General features: G+C 72.0%; 13 protein-coding genes, 1 tRNA gene and 1 pseudogene. 10 read left to right on the top strand and 5 right to left on the bottom strand.

Annotated elements, in window-relative coordinates; all coding sequences use genetic code 11:
* Window positions 1–6: 6 nt before the first annotated feature.
* The 7 genes from ABT245_RS26170 (at window position 7) to ABT245_RS26140 (ending at window position 7053) form a co-directional block, all read left to right on the top strand.
* Window positions 7–975 (top strand): Gfo/Idh/MocA family protein, encoded by a 969-nt coding sequence (locus ABT245_RS26170; RefSeq protein WP_351737641.1) that lies wholly within the window; start codon window positions 7–9, stop codon window positions 973–975.
* A gap of 72 nt (window positions 976–1047) precedes the next feature.
* Window positions 1048–2229, top strand: a complete 1182-nt coding sequence (locus ABT245_RS26165) for a macrolide family glycosyltransferase (protein ID WP_351737561.1) — start codon at window positions 1048–1050, stop codon at window positions 2227–2229.
* A 224-nt stretch (window positions 2230–2453) separates the two neighbouring features.
* Complete coding sequence (locus tag ABT245_RS26160) at window positions 2454–3518, top strand: alpha/beta fold hydrolase (protein ID WP_351737559.1); 1065 nt, start codon at window positions 2454–2456, stop codon at window positions 3516–3518.
* Window positions 3515–3721 (top strand): hypothetical protein, encoded by a 207-nt coding sequence (locus ABT245_RS26155; protein ID WP_351737557.1) that lies wholly within the window; start codon window positions 3515–3517, stop codon window positions 3719–3721. The genes ABT245_RS26160 and ABT245_RS26155 overlap by 4 nt, the downstream gene beginning before the upstream one ends.
* A 323-nt stretch (window positions 3722–4044) precedes the next feature.
* On the top strand, window positions 4045–5064 hold the full coding sequence (locus ABT245_RS26150) for a sugar ABC transporter substrate-binding protein (RefSeq protein ID WP_351737555.1): 1020 nt from the start codon (window positions 4045–4047) through the stop codon (window positions 5062–5064).
* The gene (locus ABT245_RS26145; protein WP_351737553.1) at window positions 5064–6140 is read left to right on the top strand and encodes an ABC transporter permease; all 1077 of its coding nucleotides are present in this window, start codon (window positions 5064–5066) and stop codon (window positions 6138–6140) included. The genes ABT245_RS26150 and ABT245_RS26145 overlap by 1 nt, the downstream gene beginning before the upstream one ends.
* Before the next feature lie 4 nt (window positions 6141–6144).
* Complete coding sequence (locus ABT245_RS26140) at window positions 6145–7053, top strand: ATP-binding cassette domain-containing protein (protein WP_351737551.1); 909 nt, start codon at window positions 6145–6147, stop codon at window positions 7051–7053.
* A 615-nt stretch (window positions 7054–7668) separates the two neighbouring features.
* Here the strand turns inward: ABT245_RS26140 and ABT245_RS26135 are convergent.
* The 3 genes and pseudogenes from ABT245_RS26135 to ABT245_RS26125 all read right to left on the bottom strand — a co-directional run bounded on the left by ABT245_RS26135 (window position 7669) and on the right by ABT245_RS26125 (window position 10499).
* Entirely contained in the window at window positions 7669–8673 is a 1005-nt protein-coding gene (locus ABT245_RS26135) for a Gfo/Idh/MocA family protein (RefSeq protein WP_351737549.1), read from the bottom strand.
* A 161-nt stretch (window positions 8674–8834) separates the two neighbouring features.
* Window positions 8835–9333, bottom strand: a pseudogene (locus ABT245_RS26130) (SDR family oxidoreductase); the annotation flags it as partial.
* A gap of 5 nt (window positions 9334–9338) precedes the next feature.
* The gene (locus ABT245_RS26125; RefSeq protein WP_351737547.1) at window positions 9339–10499 is read right to left on the bottom strand and encodes a Gfo/Idh/MocA family protein; all 1161 of its coding nucleotides are present in this window, start codon (window positions 10497–10499) and stop codon (window positions 9339–9341) included.
* A 111-nt stretch (window positions 10500–10610) separates the two neighbouring features.
* Here ABT245_RS26125 and ABT245_RS26120 point away from each other — a divergent pair, with 111 nt between their 5' ends.
* The gene (locus ABT245_RS26120) at window positions 10611–11621 is read left to right on the top strand and encodes a LacI family DNA-binding transcriptional regulator (RefSeq protein WP_351737545.1); all 1011 of its coding nucleotides are present in this window, start codon (window positions 10611–10613) and stop codon (window positions 11619–11621) included.
* On the opposite strand, the gene ABT245_RS26115 is transcribed toward ABT245_RS26120, so the two are convergent.
* Both ABT245_RS26115 and ABT245_RS26110 read right to left on the bottom strand, forming a co-directional pair.
* Window positions 11611–11955 (bottom strand): cupin domain-containing protein, encoded by a 345-nt coding sequence (locus ABT245_RS26115; protein ID WP_351737543.1) that lies wholly within the window; start codon window positions 11953–11955, stop codon window positions 11611–11613. The two genes, ABT245_RS26120 and ABT245_RS26115, sit on opposite strands and share 11 nt — an antisense overlap.
* Before the next feature lie 426 nt (window positions 11956–12381).
* Window positions 12382–12960 carry a TetR/AcrR family transcriptional regulator gene (locus ABT245_RS26110; RefSeq protein ID WP_351737541.1) on the bottom strand — a complete coding sequence of 193 codons (579 nt, stop codon included), beginning with the start codon at window positions 12958–12960 and terminating at the stop codon, window positions 12382–12384.
* A gap of 187 nt (window positions 12961–13147) precedes the next feature.
* Between ABT245_RS26110 and ABT245_RS26105 the strand changes: the two genes are divergently transcribed.
* Window positions 13148–14575, top strand: a complete 1428-nt coding sequence (locus ABT245_RS26105; RefSeq protein WP_351737539.1) for an MFS transporter — start codon at window positions 13148–13150, stop codon at window positions 14573–14575.
* Window positions 14576–14620: 45 nt separating this feature from the next.
* A tRNA-Pro gene (locus tag ABT245_RS26100) sits at window positions 14621–14694 on the top strand.

Here is a 14694-nt window from a genome sequence, read left to right as displayed (position 1 = left end):
TTGCGGATGGGAGTGATCGGATGCGCGGGCATCGCGGTGCGCCGTATGCTCCCCGCCTTCGCCGCCTGCCCCGACATCGAGATCGCGGCCGTCGCCAGCCGTGACCCGGCCAAGGCACGACAGGTCGCGGAACGCTTCGGCTGCCGTGCCGTGCACGGCTATGCCGAACTCCTCGAACAGGACGACATCCAGGCCGTCTACGTGCCGCTGCCCGCGGCCCTGCACGCCCGGTGGACCGAGGCGGCGCTGCGCACGGGCCGGCCCGTCCTCGCCGAGAAGCCCCTGACCACCGACCCCCGGCGCACCGCGGAACTGCTCGAACTGGCGGCCGGCCGGGGCCTGGTGCTCATGGAGAACGTCATGTTCGTGCACCACCACCGGCACGAGGCGGTGCGGCGCCTGGTCGCCGACGGCGCGATCGGTGAACTGCGCGCGTTCCACGCGGCGTTCACCATCCCACCGCTGGCGGACACGGACATCCGCTACGACCCGGGACTCGGCGGCGGGGCGCTGGCCGACGTCGGCGTCTACCCGTTGCGGGCCGCGCTGCACTTCCTGGGCAACCGGCTCGACGTCGTCGGCGCCCGCCTCACCCGGGGCGCGAAACGACGGGTCGAGACCGCCGGCGCCGCCCTGCTGAGCACCCCGGGCACCGTCACGGCCCAGCTCACCTTCGGCATGGAGCACGCCTACCGCTCGTCGTACGAACTGTGGGGCAGCGAGGGCAGCATCACCGTCGACCGGGCGTTCACCCCGCCCGCCGACCACGTCCCCGTGATCGGCCTGCGCCGCGGCCGAACGGCCGAAAAGATCCGGCTCGCACCGCACGACCAGGTGGCGGCCACCGTCGCGGCCTTCGCCGCCGCGGTGCGCACCGGAGCCCCGCCGGACGACGGCGCCACCCTGCGGCAGGCCGAACTCCTCGACGAGATAGACCGGTCCGCCTCGCGCGAACACCCCGACGCAACTGGATGAGCGGCCGCTGACCGGACGCTTCGGCGACGACCGGCCGAAGGACACCGGCAGCGCATGGAAGGAGACACACTCGTGCAACACCACATCGCATTCTTCAACTTTCCGGCCGTAGGCCATGTCAATCCCACGATCGGCGTGGTCGAGGAACTGGTGAGGCGCGGCCACCGCGTCACCTGCACCGTGACGGACCACTTCGCGCCCATCGTGAAGGCCGCGGGCGCCGAACCGGTCCGGTACGACTCGGTCTTCGGCGACTTCTACCGGGCCCCGCTGACCGCCGAGGAGAACGCGGGTGAGGGGCTGCGGTGCCTGGACGAGAGCACCACGCTCGTGGAGCAGGTCGCGCCGTTCTACGAGGAGAACCGGCCGGATGCGATCGTCCACGACTTCATGGCCTGGGGAGCACGTTTCCTCGCCGCCAAGAACGACATTCCGCTGATCCGCACCTATCCGGTGTTCGGCGCGAACGAACACTTCTCCCTCCGTGAGAAGTTCCCGGTCGCGGAGCTGAACGACCCGCAGATCATGGAGGCGGTGCACAAGCTCGCCGGCGTGCTGCCCCGCTTCGGCCTGCCCGCCGACCCGATGGGTTTCCTCGCGTCGGTCGAGAAGCTCGGCATCGTCTTCCTCCCGCGTGAATTCCAGTACGCGGGCGAGACCTTCGACGAACGGTTCGTCTTCACCGGTCCCTGCATCGCCGAACGCCCCTACCAGGGCAGCTGGCAGCCGGCCTGCGCGGACCGGCCCGTGCTGCTGATCTCGCTCGGCACCTCGGCCAGGGGCTGGCCGGAGTTCTTCACGATGGCCATCGAAGCCTTCGGCGACTCCGCGTGGGACGTCCTGATCACCGTCGGCGAGCACACCGACCCGGACGGCCTCGGACCGCTGCCCGAGAACGTCGACGTACGGCGGTACGCGCCGCAGCTCGACGTGCTGCGCCACGCCCGGCTGTTCATCACCCACGGCGGGATGAACAGCACCATGGAGTCGCTGGACAACGGCGTGCCCATGGTGGTCGTGCCGCAGACCAGCGAGCAGCGGGCGAACGCCCAGCGCGTGGCGGAGCTGGGCCTCGGCCGCCGGCTGGCCAAGGAGGACGTCACGGTGCGGAGCCTGCGCGAGACCGCGGCCCAGGTGACGGGCGACGCGTCCGTGACCGACCGGGTGCGCGCCATGCGCGAGCGCATGCGGTCCGTGGACGGTCCGGCCGTCGCGGCCGACGCCGTCGAACATCACCTCGCCCGGCTGGGCTGACCGCCGACGCCGCGGCACGACCCCGTGCCGCGGGCGGCCGCACCGGTGTCGTACGGCCCCGCTCACAGGCCGTACGACACCGGTGCGGCCTCAGGACCTGGCCGCCCCGGCGATGCCCGGGGCCGGCCGCACGCTGCCGCACATCGCAGTCGACCGGGCCCACGGCCACGGTCCGCGCCGCACCGACGGCGCCCTGCACCGACCGGGGACGGTGACCGACCTCCATGGACCACCTCGAAGAACTCAAGGAATTCGCCCGCCTGCACGCACGCGGCCAGGGCATGACGGCCGAGCACGCCACGCGTGTGCTCGCCCGGATCACCAACGACACCTCCGGGGACCCAGCCTCCTGGGCCGCGGTGTGGACCGCCGAAAGCCGGGCCGCCGCCGACCGCGGCGACCTGCTCGACGCCTGCCGGCACTACGCGCTCGCCCGCTTCCCGTACCACGGCGACCCCGACCGCCGCGCGGCCCAGCGGCTCTGCGTCGACACCTTCGACCAGTGGCGCCGCGGCCAGGACGGCATCGAACGCCTGGAGTTCCACCACGGCGGCGAGGCCGTCGCCTGCTGGGCCGCCGGACTCGGCGGCTCCCGCCCGCTGCTGGTCGTCATGGGCGGCATCGTCAGCGTCAAGGAACAGTGGGCGCCGCTGCTGCCCCTGCTGCGCAGACTCGGCTACGCCGCCGTCGTCACCGAACTGCCGGGCGTCGGCGAGAACACCGTCACCTACGGCCCCGACTCCTGGCGCACCCTCGGCCTGCTGCTCGACAAGCTCGCCGACCGCGCCCGGGTCCACGACACCTCGATGCTCGCCCTCAGCTTCAGCGGCCACCTCGCCCTGCGCGCCGCCGCCGAGGACCCGCGCATCCGCCGCGTCCTCACCGTGGGCGCGCCCGTCGCCGGCTTCTTCGCCGACGAGACGTGGTGGCCGCGGGTGCCCGGCATCACCGCCGACACCCTGCGCCGGCTCACCGGCAGCGGCGACCTCACCGAACTCCGCGCCCTGCTGCCGAAGTTCGCCCTCACACCGCAGCAGCTCGGGCAGCTGCGCATCCCCGTCCGGTACGTCGCCAGCAGCCGCGACGAGATCATCCCGGACACCGAGCGGACGCTGCTGCGCGACACGCTCCACGACGTCCGGTTCAGGACGTTCGACGACGTGCACGGCTCACCCGCCCATCTCGGCGCGATGCGACGCTGGCTCATCTGCCAGCTGCTGTGGCTGCGCGTCGCCCGCCGCGGCCCCCGGCCGGCCTCCCGCGCCCCGCTCGGCGGGAGCCTTTCGTGAGCGAGCCCCGGGACCGGGACGCCGTGACCCGCGGCGCCGCGCGCGGCACGGTGCGGCCGTGGCAGACACCCGCCTCGCTCGGCCTCACCGAGGACGACCTGACGCCCGTCCGCGAGGGGCCGCCGCAGGGCCGTCAGCCCGAGCCCGACGGGCCCTGCGCCGCCGTCAGCCCCTGGCGGGCGCCCGGCTGCGGCCGGCCGTGATCGGGGCACAGCCCATCGTGATCAGATCGTAGGGCGTGACCGACTCGGCCGGGCCAGACGCTCCCTAGGCTGTCCTCCGGGCCGGGGCCCGACGCCTTTCCGATGGCGGACCCGGCGGGTCGCATTGTCCCACTTTTTGTACTTACATTCGGACCTGATCGTGAAATGATGTCTTAACAAACCATTGACAGCAGGCGCGCCAGGCACTTGGATCCCGTCCCAGCACACACAGCACAACGACCCGGACACCGCCCCGGTTCAGGGACCCGGATCCTCGCGGATCTTCTCCCTTTCCCCTGGTAGCACAGTGAGGTGCAGGAAAGATGGACCGCTCTTCTCGCTCCCGCTCCTGCGGACTGGCCCCCGTCGTGGCCGTCGCCGCAGCGGCCGCGCTGGCTCTCGCCGGCTGTTCGAGCAGCTCCGGTGGAAAGAAGGCCGACGAGTCAGGGTCGGGCGCCTCCGCGGGCAAGGCCACCACGCCCAGGATGACGGTCGCCCTGGTCACCCACCAGGCCCCGGGCGACACCTTCTGGGACATTGTGCGCAAGGGTGCCGAGGCGGCGGCGGCCAAGGACAACATCAAGCTCGTCTACGCACACGACCCGAACGCCGGAACCCAGGCCAACCTGGTGCAGAACGCCGTCGACCAGCATGTCGACGGCATCGCCGTGACCCTCGCCAAGCCGGACGCCATGAAGGACGTCATCGCCAAGGCGAAGGCCGCGGACATCCCCGTCGTCGGCCTCAACTCCGGTGTGAGCGACTGGAAGAAGCTCGGGCTGCTGGAGTTCTTCGGCCAGGACGAGAGCGTGGCCGGCGAGGCGCTCGGCAAGCGGCTGAACGAGGAGGGCGCCGAGAAGGCCGTGTGCGTGATCCAGGAGCAGGGCAACGTCGGCCTCACCCAGCGCTGCGACGGCGTGAAGAAGACGTTCTCCGGCACCACTGAGACGCTGTATGTGAACGGCACCGACATGCCGTCCGTACAGTCGACGATCACCGCCAAGCTGAAGCAGGACAGCGGCATCGACTACGTCGTCGCCCTCGGCGCCCCCTACGCCCTGGCCGCGGTCCAGTCCGCCGGCGACGCGGGCAGCAAGGTGAAGATCGCCACCTTCGACCTGAACAAGGACCTGACCGGCGCGATCTCCAAGGGGACGATCCAGTTCGCGGTGGACCAGCAGCCGTATCTCCAGGGCTACCTGGCGGTCGACTCCCTGTGGCTGTACAAGAACAACGGCAACTACAGCGGCGGCGGTGAGCAGCCGGTGCTGACCGGGCCCGCCTTCGTCGACAAGTCGAACGTCGACAGGGTCGCCCAGTTCGCCGCGAAGGGCACCCGGTGATGCGTATGACCCGACAGGCTGAGCCGGCGGTCGGCACACCGCCGGGCCCCGGCCCCAAGGAGGGCGACGGCCGCACCGCCGCACGCCCCCTGGTGCCGCGCATGCTGGCCCGCCCGGAGGTGGGTGTCTTCCTCGGCGCGCTGGCCGTCCTCGTCTTCTTCCTCGTCGCGGCGCCCGCGGTCCGCCAGGGCGGCTCGATGGCCACCGTCCTCTACCAGTCCTCGACCATCGGCATCATGGCCCTGCCCGTGGCCCTGCTGATGATCGGCGGCGAGTTCGACCTCTCCTCCGGCGTCGCCGTGGTCTCCTCGGCGCTGACCGCGAGCATGCTCAGCTACCAACTGACGCTGAACGTGTGGACGGGCGTGATCGTCGCCCTGATCGTCTCCCTCGCGATCGGCGCGTTCAACGGCTGGATGGTGGTCAGGACCGGACTGCCCAGCTTCCTGGTCACCCTCGGCACCTTTCTGATCCTCCAGGGCCTCAACCTCGCCGTGACCAAGCTGGTCACCGGCAATGTCGCCACCGACGACATCAGCGACATGGACGGCTTCGACCAGGCGAAGAAGATCTTCGCGTCCTCCTTCGACATCGGCGGCGTCGAGGTGAAGATCACCGTGGTGTGGTGGCTGGTCTTCGCCGCCCTGGCCACCTGGGTGCTGCTGCGCACCAAGTACGGCAACTGGATCTTCGCCGTCGGCGGCAGCAAGGACAGCGCCCGCGCGGTCGGCGTCCCCGTGAACTTCACCAAGATCACGCTGTTCATGGCGGTGGGCTTCGGCGCCTGGTTCATCGGCATGCACCAGCTCTTCGCCTTCAACACCGTGCAGTCCGGCGAGGGCGTCGGCCAGGAGCTGATCTACATCGCCGCGGCGGTGATCGGCGGCTGCCTGCTCACCGGCGGCTACGGCTCCGCGATCGGCCCGGTCTTCGGCGCCTTCATGTTCGGCATGGTGAACCAGGGCATCGTCTACGCCGGCTGGAACCCCGACTGGTTCAAGGCATTCCTCGGCGTCATGCTGCTCGGCGCCGTCCTCATCAATCTGTGGGTCCAGCGCACGGCGACCCGGAGGTGACCCGATGACCAGCGACACGACCGGAACCCACGGCGCCGTCATGCAGGACGCGCCCGACGAGCACGCACCGCTCGTCGAACTGCGCGGCGCGGGCAAGTCCTACGGGAACATCCGCGCCCTGCACGGCGTCGACCTCACGGTGTACCCGAGCCGGGTGACCTGCGTCCTCGGCGACAACGGCGCCGGCAAATCCACCCTCATCAAGATCATCTCGGGGCTGCACCAGCACACCGAGGGCGACTTCCTCGTCGACGGGCGGCCGGTGCGCTTCGGCACCCCGCGCGAAGCCCTCGACCTGGGCATCGCCACCGTCTACCAGGACCTGGCGACCGTCCCCCTGATGCCGGTGTGGCGGAACTTCTTCCTCGGCTCCGAGATGACCAAGGGCCCCTGGCCGGTCCGCCGCCTGGACATCGCCCGTATGAAGCGGACCGCCGACCGGGAACTGCGCAACATGGGCATCGTCCTGGACGACCTGGAGCAGCCCATCGGCACGCTCTCCGGCGGCCAGCGCCAGTGCGTCGCCATCGCCCGCGCCGTCTACTTCGGCGCCCGCGTCCTGATCCTGGACGAGCCGACCGCCGCGCTCGGCGTGAAGCAGTCCGGTGTCGTCCTGAAGTACATCGCCGCCGCCCGCGACCGCGGCCTCGGCGTCATCTTCATCACCCACAACCCGCACCACGCCTACATGGTCGGCGACCACTTCGACGTGCTGCGCCTCGGCACCCTCGAACTCAGCGCCGAGCGCTCGAAGATCACCCTGGAGGAACTGACCAACCACATGGCGGGCGGCGCCGAACTCGCGGCCCTCAAACACGAACTGGCGCAGGTGCGCGGTGTCGACGTGGAGGAGCTTCCCGAGGCGGACGATCTCACCGCCACGGCCGCGAACTCCCCCGAAGGGACACCCTGACCAGGACGAACGCCCTCGCCCACAACCGGTCCGGGGCTCCTGACCCCTGACGGGTCCGGCTCCCTACGGACAGGGTCTTCACCGGGCTGCACGGCGTCCCTTCCACCGCGACGATGTGGCCGCCTCCCGGGGCCCCGGCCCCGTGGGCGGTTCGCCGACGGGCGCCGGGCGGACAGCGCCACGTCGACGCCGCCGCCCTGCGCGCCGCCGCCCGCTCCGCGCGGTGCGGAGTGCTGTGCGAACCGCCCACCTCAGTAAGGGAGTCGGAGCCGCTGCCCATCGTCGGGCGCGCGCGTCGGTTGCTGTGCTTGTGCGGGGCGTGAGCCCGCGGGCGCGCTTGCGGGTCCGGCCTCGGCGCCGGCCTTCCGGACCGGCTTCGGGCTCCCGGCGGTGACCCGCGGCCCGCCGCACACGCGCTCACACGGTCGAAGGCGGCGCGCTGCCGTCAGCGGGTCCACCCATGGGACACAGGGGAGCAGAACCGGGCCCAGGCCCCGGGACCCGGCCCCGGACACCCGCCGCCCCGGCGACTGGCCGGTCCGCTCCTGTCTGCGAGCCACGTCGGGCACGGTCGGTGGCGGTCGGTGGCCCGTCGCCGGGGCGGTGCGGTCCGTATCAGGCCGTGCGGACCTCCTCGACCGTCACCGGGCGGTGCTCGTGCAGGGACAGCGTGCAGGCCTCCGCGATCCAGCCGGCCTCCAGGGCGTCCGCGATCGTGCACGGAGAGGGCCGGTGGCCCGCCACGACCTCGGTGAACGCGGTCAGTTCGGCGCGGTAGGCGTCGGTGAAGCGGTCCATGAAGAAGTCGTGCGGGGTGCCGGCCGGGAAGGTCACCCCCGGCTCGACGGAGCGCAGCGGGAGCTTGTCCTCCAGGCCGACGGCGATGGAGTCCCGGAAGCCGTGCAGTTCCATGCGGACGTCGTAACCCCGGGCGTTGTGGCGGCTGTTGGAGACCACCGCGATGCTGCCGTCGTCCAGCGTCAGGATCGCACCCGTCGTGTCGGCGTCGCCCGCCTCCTTGATGTAGTCGGCGCCCCGGTTGCCGCCCACCGCGTACACCTCGGTCACCTCGCGGCCGGTCACCCAGCGGATGATGTCGAAGTCGTGCACGCCGCAGTCGCGGAAGATGCCGCCGGATGCCGCGATGTACGCGGCCGGCGGCGGAGCCGGGTCCAGCGTGGTCGAGCGGATCGTGTGCAGTGTGCCCAGCTCACCGCCCCGCACCGCGGCCCGCGCGGCGACGAAGCCCGCGTCGAAGCGCCGGTTGTAGCCGATCTGGACGGGTACGTCGCTGTCCGCCACGGACTTGAGCACCGCCACGCCCTCCGCCATCGTGCGGGCGACGGGCTTCTCGCAGAAGACGGGAACCCCCGCCTCGACACCGGCCAGGATCAGCGCCGGATGGGCGTCGGTCGCCGCCGCCACGACAAGGCCGTCCACGCCGGCGGCCAGCACCGCCTCGGGCGAGTCCGCGACCTCGGCCCCGAACCGCTCCGCGGCGGCCTTGGCCGCGTCCGCGAACGGATCGGCGACGACAAGGGACTCGACCGCCTCCAGCGCGGACAGGGACTCGGCATGAAAGGCGCCGATACGACCAAGCCCAAGAACTCCGATTCGCATGAACTTGCAACTCCTTGCTACAGAGCGCCCCGAAGGGGCGCGGGGCTGTATCACTATGCGGCTCCGCCGCGCGGGCGCGACCAGCCACAATGCCTGCCGCACCCGACCGACGGCAGACGACAGACGGCGCGCGTATAACGGCCAAACCAGCGGAGCGCCTGGTCGAGGCCGCCCAGCACGTTCTGGTCCCAGTCGATCACGGAACCGGTCACCACGCCGGACCACTCGGACAGCGGGAACACCACGAAGCCGGCGATCTCGTCCGGCCGGCCGAGCTTGCCCATCGGCAGCCGGGCCGCGGCCTGCTCGCGCCAGTCGTCCCCGGCGCCGTGAAAGGCCCGCTGCGTCGCGTCCCCGCCCTCGGCGGCCGTCCAGCCGATGGTCAGGCCGTCGATCCGGATCCGGTCCCAGCGGTGGGCGTGCGCCGCGTTGCGGGTCGGACCGACCAGGCCCGCCTTGGCGGCGACGCACGGGGCGCCGGAACGGCTGACCGCCGTGCGACGAGGACGTGATGATGTCGACGATCGTGCCGGGCGCCTCGCGCGCCACCGTGTCGGCGACCGCCGCCTGCATGGCGAAGAACGGCCCCTTGAGGTTGATCGCGATATGTGCGTCGAACAGATCGGGCGTGGTGTCCAGCGGGGTGCCGCGCGAGGTGAGCATGCCTACGACACCGGTAGGTCGACCCAGGACCCGGTGGCCGCGGACCGGGTCATCGCGTCCAGCACGACGGCGCTGTGCACGGCGTCCGCGAGGGTGGTGCCGTGCGGTGTGCCCTCGGCGATCGAGCGCAGGAACCGGTACGCCTCGATGACCTTGAGGTCGTCGTAGCCCATGGCGTTGGCCGCCCCGGGCTGGAAGGCGCCGAACTCGCCCTGGCCGGGGCCGACGTACACCGTGCTGACCGGCTGGTCCTGGTACGTGGTGCCGCGGCTGACCGCGAGTTCGTTCATCCGGCGGAAGTCCCAGGACACCGCGCCCCTGGTGCCGTGCACCTCGAAGCCGTAGTTGTTCTGCTCGCCGACCGAGACCCGGCAGGCCTCCAGGACGCCCCGGGCACCGGAGGCGAAGCGCAGCAGACAGCTGACGTAGTCCTCGTTCTCTACCGGGCCCAACGCGCCTCCGGAGGCCAGCGCGTGGCCCGCGGTCGCACCCGTGGGGCGGGCCCGCTCGGGGACGAAGATCGCGGTGTCGGCGGTCAGCGACGCGATGTCGCCGAGCAGGAAGCGGGCCAGGTCGGCGCCGTGCGAGGCGAGGTCGCCGAGCACCCCGCTGCCGCCGCGTTCACGCTCGTAGCGCCAGGTCAGGGCGCCGTCCGGGTGGGCGGCGTAGTCGCTGAACAGACGGATGCGGACATGGGTGACGGCGCCGATCTCGCCGGCGGCGATCAGTTCGCGGGCGCTCTCCACGGCAGGCGCGTTGCGGTAGTTGAAGCCGACCGCGCCCTGCACCCCGGCCTCGGCCACGGCGTCCGCCACCGCCCGCGCGTCATCGGCGGTCAGCCCCACCGGCTTCTCGATCCAGATGTGCTTGCCCGCCTCGGCCATCGCGACACCGATCTGGCGGTGCAGGAAGTTGGGCGCGGTGATGCTGACCGCCCGCACCCGGGGGTCGGCCGCCACCTCGCGCCAGTCGCGGGTGGTCGAGGCGAACCCGAACTGCCGGGCCGCCTCCTCGGCCCTGCCCGGCACCTCCTCGGCGACGGTGACCAGCCGGGGCCGCAGACCCAGGTGCGGATAGTGGTGCGGGACCCGGGCGTACGCCTGGGTGTGCACCCGGCCCATCCAGCCGAACCCGACGACGGCGACACCGAGCGCATCCACCATGACAGCCCCTCTTTGGAACGGTCCACATCCTGTCCAGCCCACCCTCGGAGGCGAAACAGCCCGTGTCAAGCCCTTTGACAAGCGCGCCGACCTCATGGAACGGTCCATGGCATGAGACCTCCGACGATTCGCGATGTGGCCGGCCGGGCGGGCGTCTCCAAGTCGCTGGTCTCCCTGGTGCTGCGCGGCTCCGGTCAGGTGCGCCCCGAGAAGCGGGAGGCCGTGCTGCGGGCCGTACGGGAACTCGGCTACCGGCCGAACGCCGCCGCGCGCAGCCTCAGCGAGCAGCGCTCGCGCACCGTGGGCGTGCTCCTCAACGATCTGCGCAACCCCTGGTTCGTCGACCTGCTCGACGGTCTGAACTCCCTGCTGCACGCGGGCGGTCTGCACATGCTGCTGGCCGACGCCCGTCTGAGCAGCCGCACCGGCGGCCGGCTCACCGGCCCCTTCCTCGACCTCGGGGTGGACGGCCTGGTGGTGGTCGGCACACTGCCCGATCCGACGGTCCTCGACACGCTCGCGCAGCGGCTCCCGGTGGTCGTCGCGGGTGCCCGGGAGCCGACGCCCGCGGGCGTGGACCTCGTGGCGGGCGACGACGAGGCGGGCGCGCGCCTCGCCACCGAGCACCTCATCGGGCTCGGCCACCGGCGCATCGCTTATCTCGCGGGCCACGGAGCCGTCGGCGAGCTGCGGCGGCGCGGCTTCGAGGCGACGATGCGCGCGCACGGCCTCGCGGACCAGGCGCTCGTCGAGCCCGGCGACATGACGGAGGAGGGCGGATACCGCGGCGCCGTGCGGCTGCTGGGCCGCCCGGACCGGCCCACCGCCGTCTTCGCGGTCAACGACATCGCCTCCGTCGGCGTACTGTCGGCGGCCGGCGAACTGGGCCTGCGGATCCCCGGGGACCTCTCGGTGGCCGGGTACGACAACACGAGCATCGCCCGGCTGCGCCATGTCTGGCTCACCACCGTCGACACAGCTCCGCACGAGGTAGGCCACCGGGCCGCCCGCTTCCTCCTCGACCGCTTCGAGCGGCCCGGCGGCCCCGGGCGGCTGCACCTGGCCACGCCGACGCTGCGGATCCGGGGTACCACGGCGGCGCCGCACGACCTCACAGGTTGATCGCGTACACCTTGCGCAGCGTCTCGTGCACCGTCCATGTCGTACGGTCGCCCGCGCGCAGCACGACCAGGTCACCGGGCCCGACCCGTAGTGTGGGCCCGCCCTCGACCTCGATCGTCGCGCGGCCACGGACCACCGTGAACAGTTCGTCGGCCTCGGTGTCGGTGACGACACCCGGGGTGATCTGCCAGATGCCCCGCAGTTGCCGGCCGTCCGGTGACTCCCAGACCACCTTCCCGGTCACCTCCGGCGTGCCGGAGACGATCTGCGCCGCATCCAGGGGCTCGGGTTCGAGGTCGGCGTCCGGGACATGGAGAGCGAAGCTGTGCGTCATGGGGTGACCCTAGCGAGCCCGTGCGACCACCGGCCGTGGACAGGGTGTGCGGCATCGGGCCTGGTGGGCGGACACTTCGTCGGGTGCCGCGCGGTGGCGCCCGGCCCTGGCGCGGGTGATCGTGGGAGGCATGCCCGACTCCACGGCGGCCCGCGCCGCGGCGCACCGGCACGGCATCCGGGAGGCCGCCCTGTTCGGCGGGGTCCACAGCGCCCTACCGGCCGGCTCGATGCTCGCCGTGCTCTCCCCGTACGGCCCGACCTCCCGGTCCGCCCGCCGTGCCGGCGGTGTCCCGGGGGTGCGTTTGTCGCTCTGCCGGCGGTGTCCGGAGGCGTGTTTGCCTCCGTGCCGGGGGTGTCCGGAGGTGTGGTGCGTGTTCGTCGTCATGTCGGCGGTGTCCCGGGACGGGTGGTTCTCGCCGTGGTGTCAGCGGGGCGTGCGGACTCCGTCCAGGGCGATGGCCAGCACCCGGTCGCGTTGCGCGTCGTCCTCGAAGGCCGTCGCCGTGATCCCGGCGACCATCCGCAGCAGATCGCCGAACTCCATGTCCGCGCGCGCCACCCCGGCCCGCTGCGCCCGCTCCAGCAGCGGGCCGCCGGCGGCGTACATCGAGCCGAGGCAGGCCTGGAAGATCTCCGACTCGTCGTCCAGTGCCTCGCGCACCGCGCGCTTGGTGACCATGTAGCCCGCGAACCGGTCGAGCCAGGCGACCAGCGCCTCCCACGGCTCCAGCGCGGCGACCTCGGCGGCGGCCCGGCACAGGGCGTTGACATCGTCCGCGTAGACGCTCTCGAACAGATCACGGCGGGTGGGGAAGTTCCGGTACAGCGTGCCGATGCCGACGCCCGCGCGGCGGGCGATGTCCTCCAGGGATGCCTCGGCGCCGTGCTCCGCGAACGCGTCGCGCGCGGCGGCGAGCAGGGCGTCGTAGTTGCGGGCGGCGTCCTTACGGTGCGGACGCCGGGACGCGACGATCTCGCTGACGGGGAACTGCGGGGCGGTCACTGCTGCCTCCCGGGGCCGGCCGGATTGAAGCGGAGGAATACCTCCGGTACAGTGGAGGAGTGCCTCCACTTTAGCAGTGCGGAGTGGATCCGCCGTGGGCAGACGTGCCCGCGCCGCGACGGCACCTCACCGACTCCTTCCTCTCGCGTCCCCTTCCTGCCGCGCTCTCCTTCAAAGAGGCCCTGTCATGCCCCGGAAGTCCACCCGCCTCACCTTCGCGGTCCTCGCGACCGGTGCGGGCGTGTTCTCCATGCTGCAGTCACTGATCGCCCCGGCCCTGCCGACCGTCCAACACGCACTGCACACCTCACAGTCCACCGCGACCTGGGTGATGACCGCGTATCTGCTGTCCGCCTCGGTCTTCACCCCCATCCTCGGCCGCGTCGGCGACCTCATCGGCAGAAAACGCACCCTTGTCGCGGTCCTCCTCGCCGTGCTGGCCGGCTGTCTGCTCGCGGCGCTCGCACCCACCGTCGGCGTGCTGATCGTCGCCCGGGTCGTCCAGGGCGCCGGCGGTGCCCTGTTCCCGCTGTCCTTCGGCATCATCCGCGACGAGTTCGCCCCGGCGCAGGTGAGCCGCAGCATCAGCAACCTGTCCGCGGTGATCGCGGCAGGCGGCGGCGTCGGCATCGTGGCCGCGGGCCCCATCGTCTCCGCCCTGGACTACCGCTGGCTGTTCTGGATACCGGTCGCCGTCGTCGCCGCGACCACGCTGATCGCCCTGCGCTATGTCCCCGAATCACCCAACAGGTCCGAGGGAAGCGTCAGTTGGCTGGGCGCCGCATTGCTCTCCGGCTGGCTGGTGGCGCTGCTGCTGCCGCTGAGCCAGGCGGTGCGCTGGGGCTGGGGCTCGGCCAGGGTGATCGGGCTGTTCGCCGCCGCCGTGATCCTGTTCGCGCTGTGGCTGGGCGCCGAGGCCCGCTCCCGCAACCCGCTCATCGACCTGCGCGTCATGCGACTGCCCGCCGTGTGGACCACCAACACCGCCGCCCTGCTGTTCGGCGCCGGCATGTACGCGATCTGGTCCTTCCTGCCCGCCTTCGTCCAGACGCCCCGCACGGCCGGATACGGCTTCGGCGCCGGTGTCACCGCGTCCGGGCTGCTCATGCTGCCGATGCTCCTCGCCATGTTCCTCTCCGGCCTGCTCGGCGGCCGGCTCGCGCCGGTCCTCAGCGCCCGGACGCAGCTCACCACCGGCGCCGCGCTCGGCGCGTTCGCCTGCGGCTTCCTCGCGCTGTGGCACGACCGGCAGTGGCAGATCGGCTTGGTCTCGGGCGTGTTCGGTCTCGGCATCGGGCTGGCCTTCGCCTCGATGGCCAACCTCATCGTGGGCAGCGTGCCGCCCGCCGAGACCGGCGCCGCCACCGGCATGAACGCCAACATCCGCACCATCGGCGGCTCCATCGGGGCCGCGCTGACCAGCGTCCTGGTCACCGGCAGGCTCCAGCCCTCCGGCCTGCCCGAGGCCGCCGGGTACACGCACGCCTTCGCCCTGCTGGCGCTGCTCTGCCTGGGCGCCGCAGGCGCCGCGCTCCTCGTACCGTCCCGCCCGGCCGGCCGCCCCACCGAGCCGGCCACCGAACGCCCGGCACCGGCACCCGTCCGCGTGCGGTAGGGTTGACCTGCGCGATCACGCGGAACCCATCGCGTGACACCGCACCGGGACGTGGCGCAGCTTGGTAGCGCACTTGACTGGGGGTCAAGGGGTCGCAGGTTCAAATCCTGTCGTCCCGA

This window comes from Streptomyces sp. NPDC001508 (assembly GCF_040298665.1).
Lineage (GTDB): Bacteria > Actinomycetota > Actinomycetes > Streptomycetales > Streptomycetaceae > Streptomyces.
This window is presented reverse-complemented; position numbering and strand designations above follow the sequence as displayed.

Excerpts from the sequence above, each read along its gene's own strand:
- ABT245_RS26170 (WP_351737641.1), top strand. The coding sequence starts at position 7 with ATGGGAGTGATCGGATGCGCGGGCATCGCGGTGCGCCGTATGCTCCCC.
- ABT245_RS26160 (WP_351737559.1), top strand. The coding sequence starts at position 2,454 with ATGGACCACCTCGAAGAACTCAAGGAATTCGCCCGCCTGCACGCACGC.
- ABT245_RS26150 (WP_351737555.1), top strand. The coding sequence starts at position 4,045 with ATGGACCGCTCTTCTCGCTCCCGCTCCTGCGGACTGGCCCCCGTCGTG.
- ABT245_RS26145 (WP_351737553.1), top strand. The coding sequence starts at position 5,064 with ATGCGTATGACCCGACAGGCTGAGCCGGCGGTCGGCACACCGCCGGGC.
- ABT245_RS26140 (WP_351737551.1), top strand. The coding sequence starts at position 6,145 with ATGACCAGCGACACGACCGGAACCCACGGCGCCGTCATGCAGGACGCG.
- ABT245_RS26135 (WP_351737549.1), bottom strand. The coding sequence starts at position 8,673 with ATGCGAATCGGAGTTCTTGGGCTTGGTCGTATCGGCGCCTTTCATGCC.
- ABT245_RS26125 (WP_351737547.1), bottom strand. The coding sequence starts at position 10,499 with ATGGTGGATGCGCTCGGTGTCGCCGTCGTCGGGTTCGGCTGGATGGGC.
- ABT245_RS26120 (WP_351737545.1), top strand. The coding sequence starts at position 10,611 with ATGAGACCTCCGACGATTCGCGATGTGGCCGGCCGGGCGGGCGTCTCC.
- ABT245_RS26115 (WP_351737543.1), bottom strand. The coding sequence starts at position 11,955 with ATGACGCACAGCTTCGCTCTCCATGTCCCGGACGCCGACCTCGAACCC.
- ABT245_RS26105 (WP_351737539.1), top strand. The coding sequence starts at position 13,148 with ATGCCCCGGAAGTCCACCCGCCTCACCTTCGCGGTCCTCGCGACCGGT.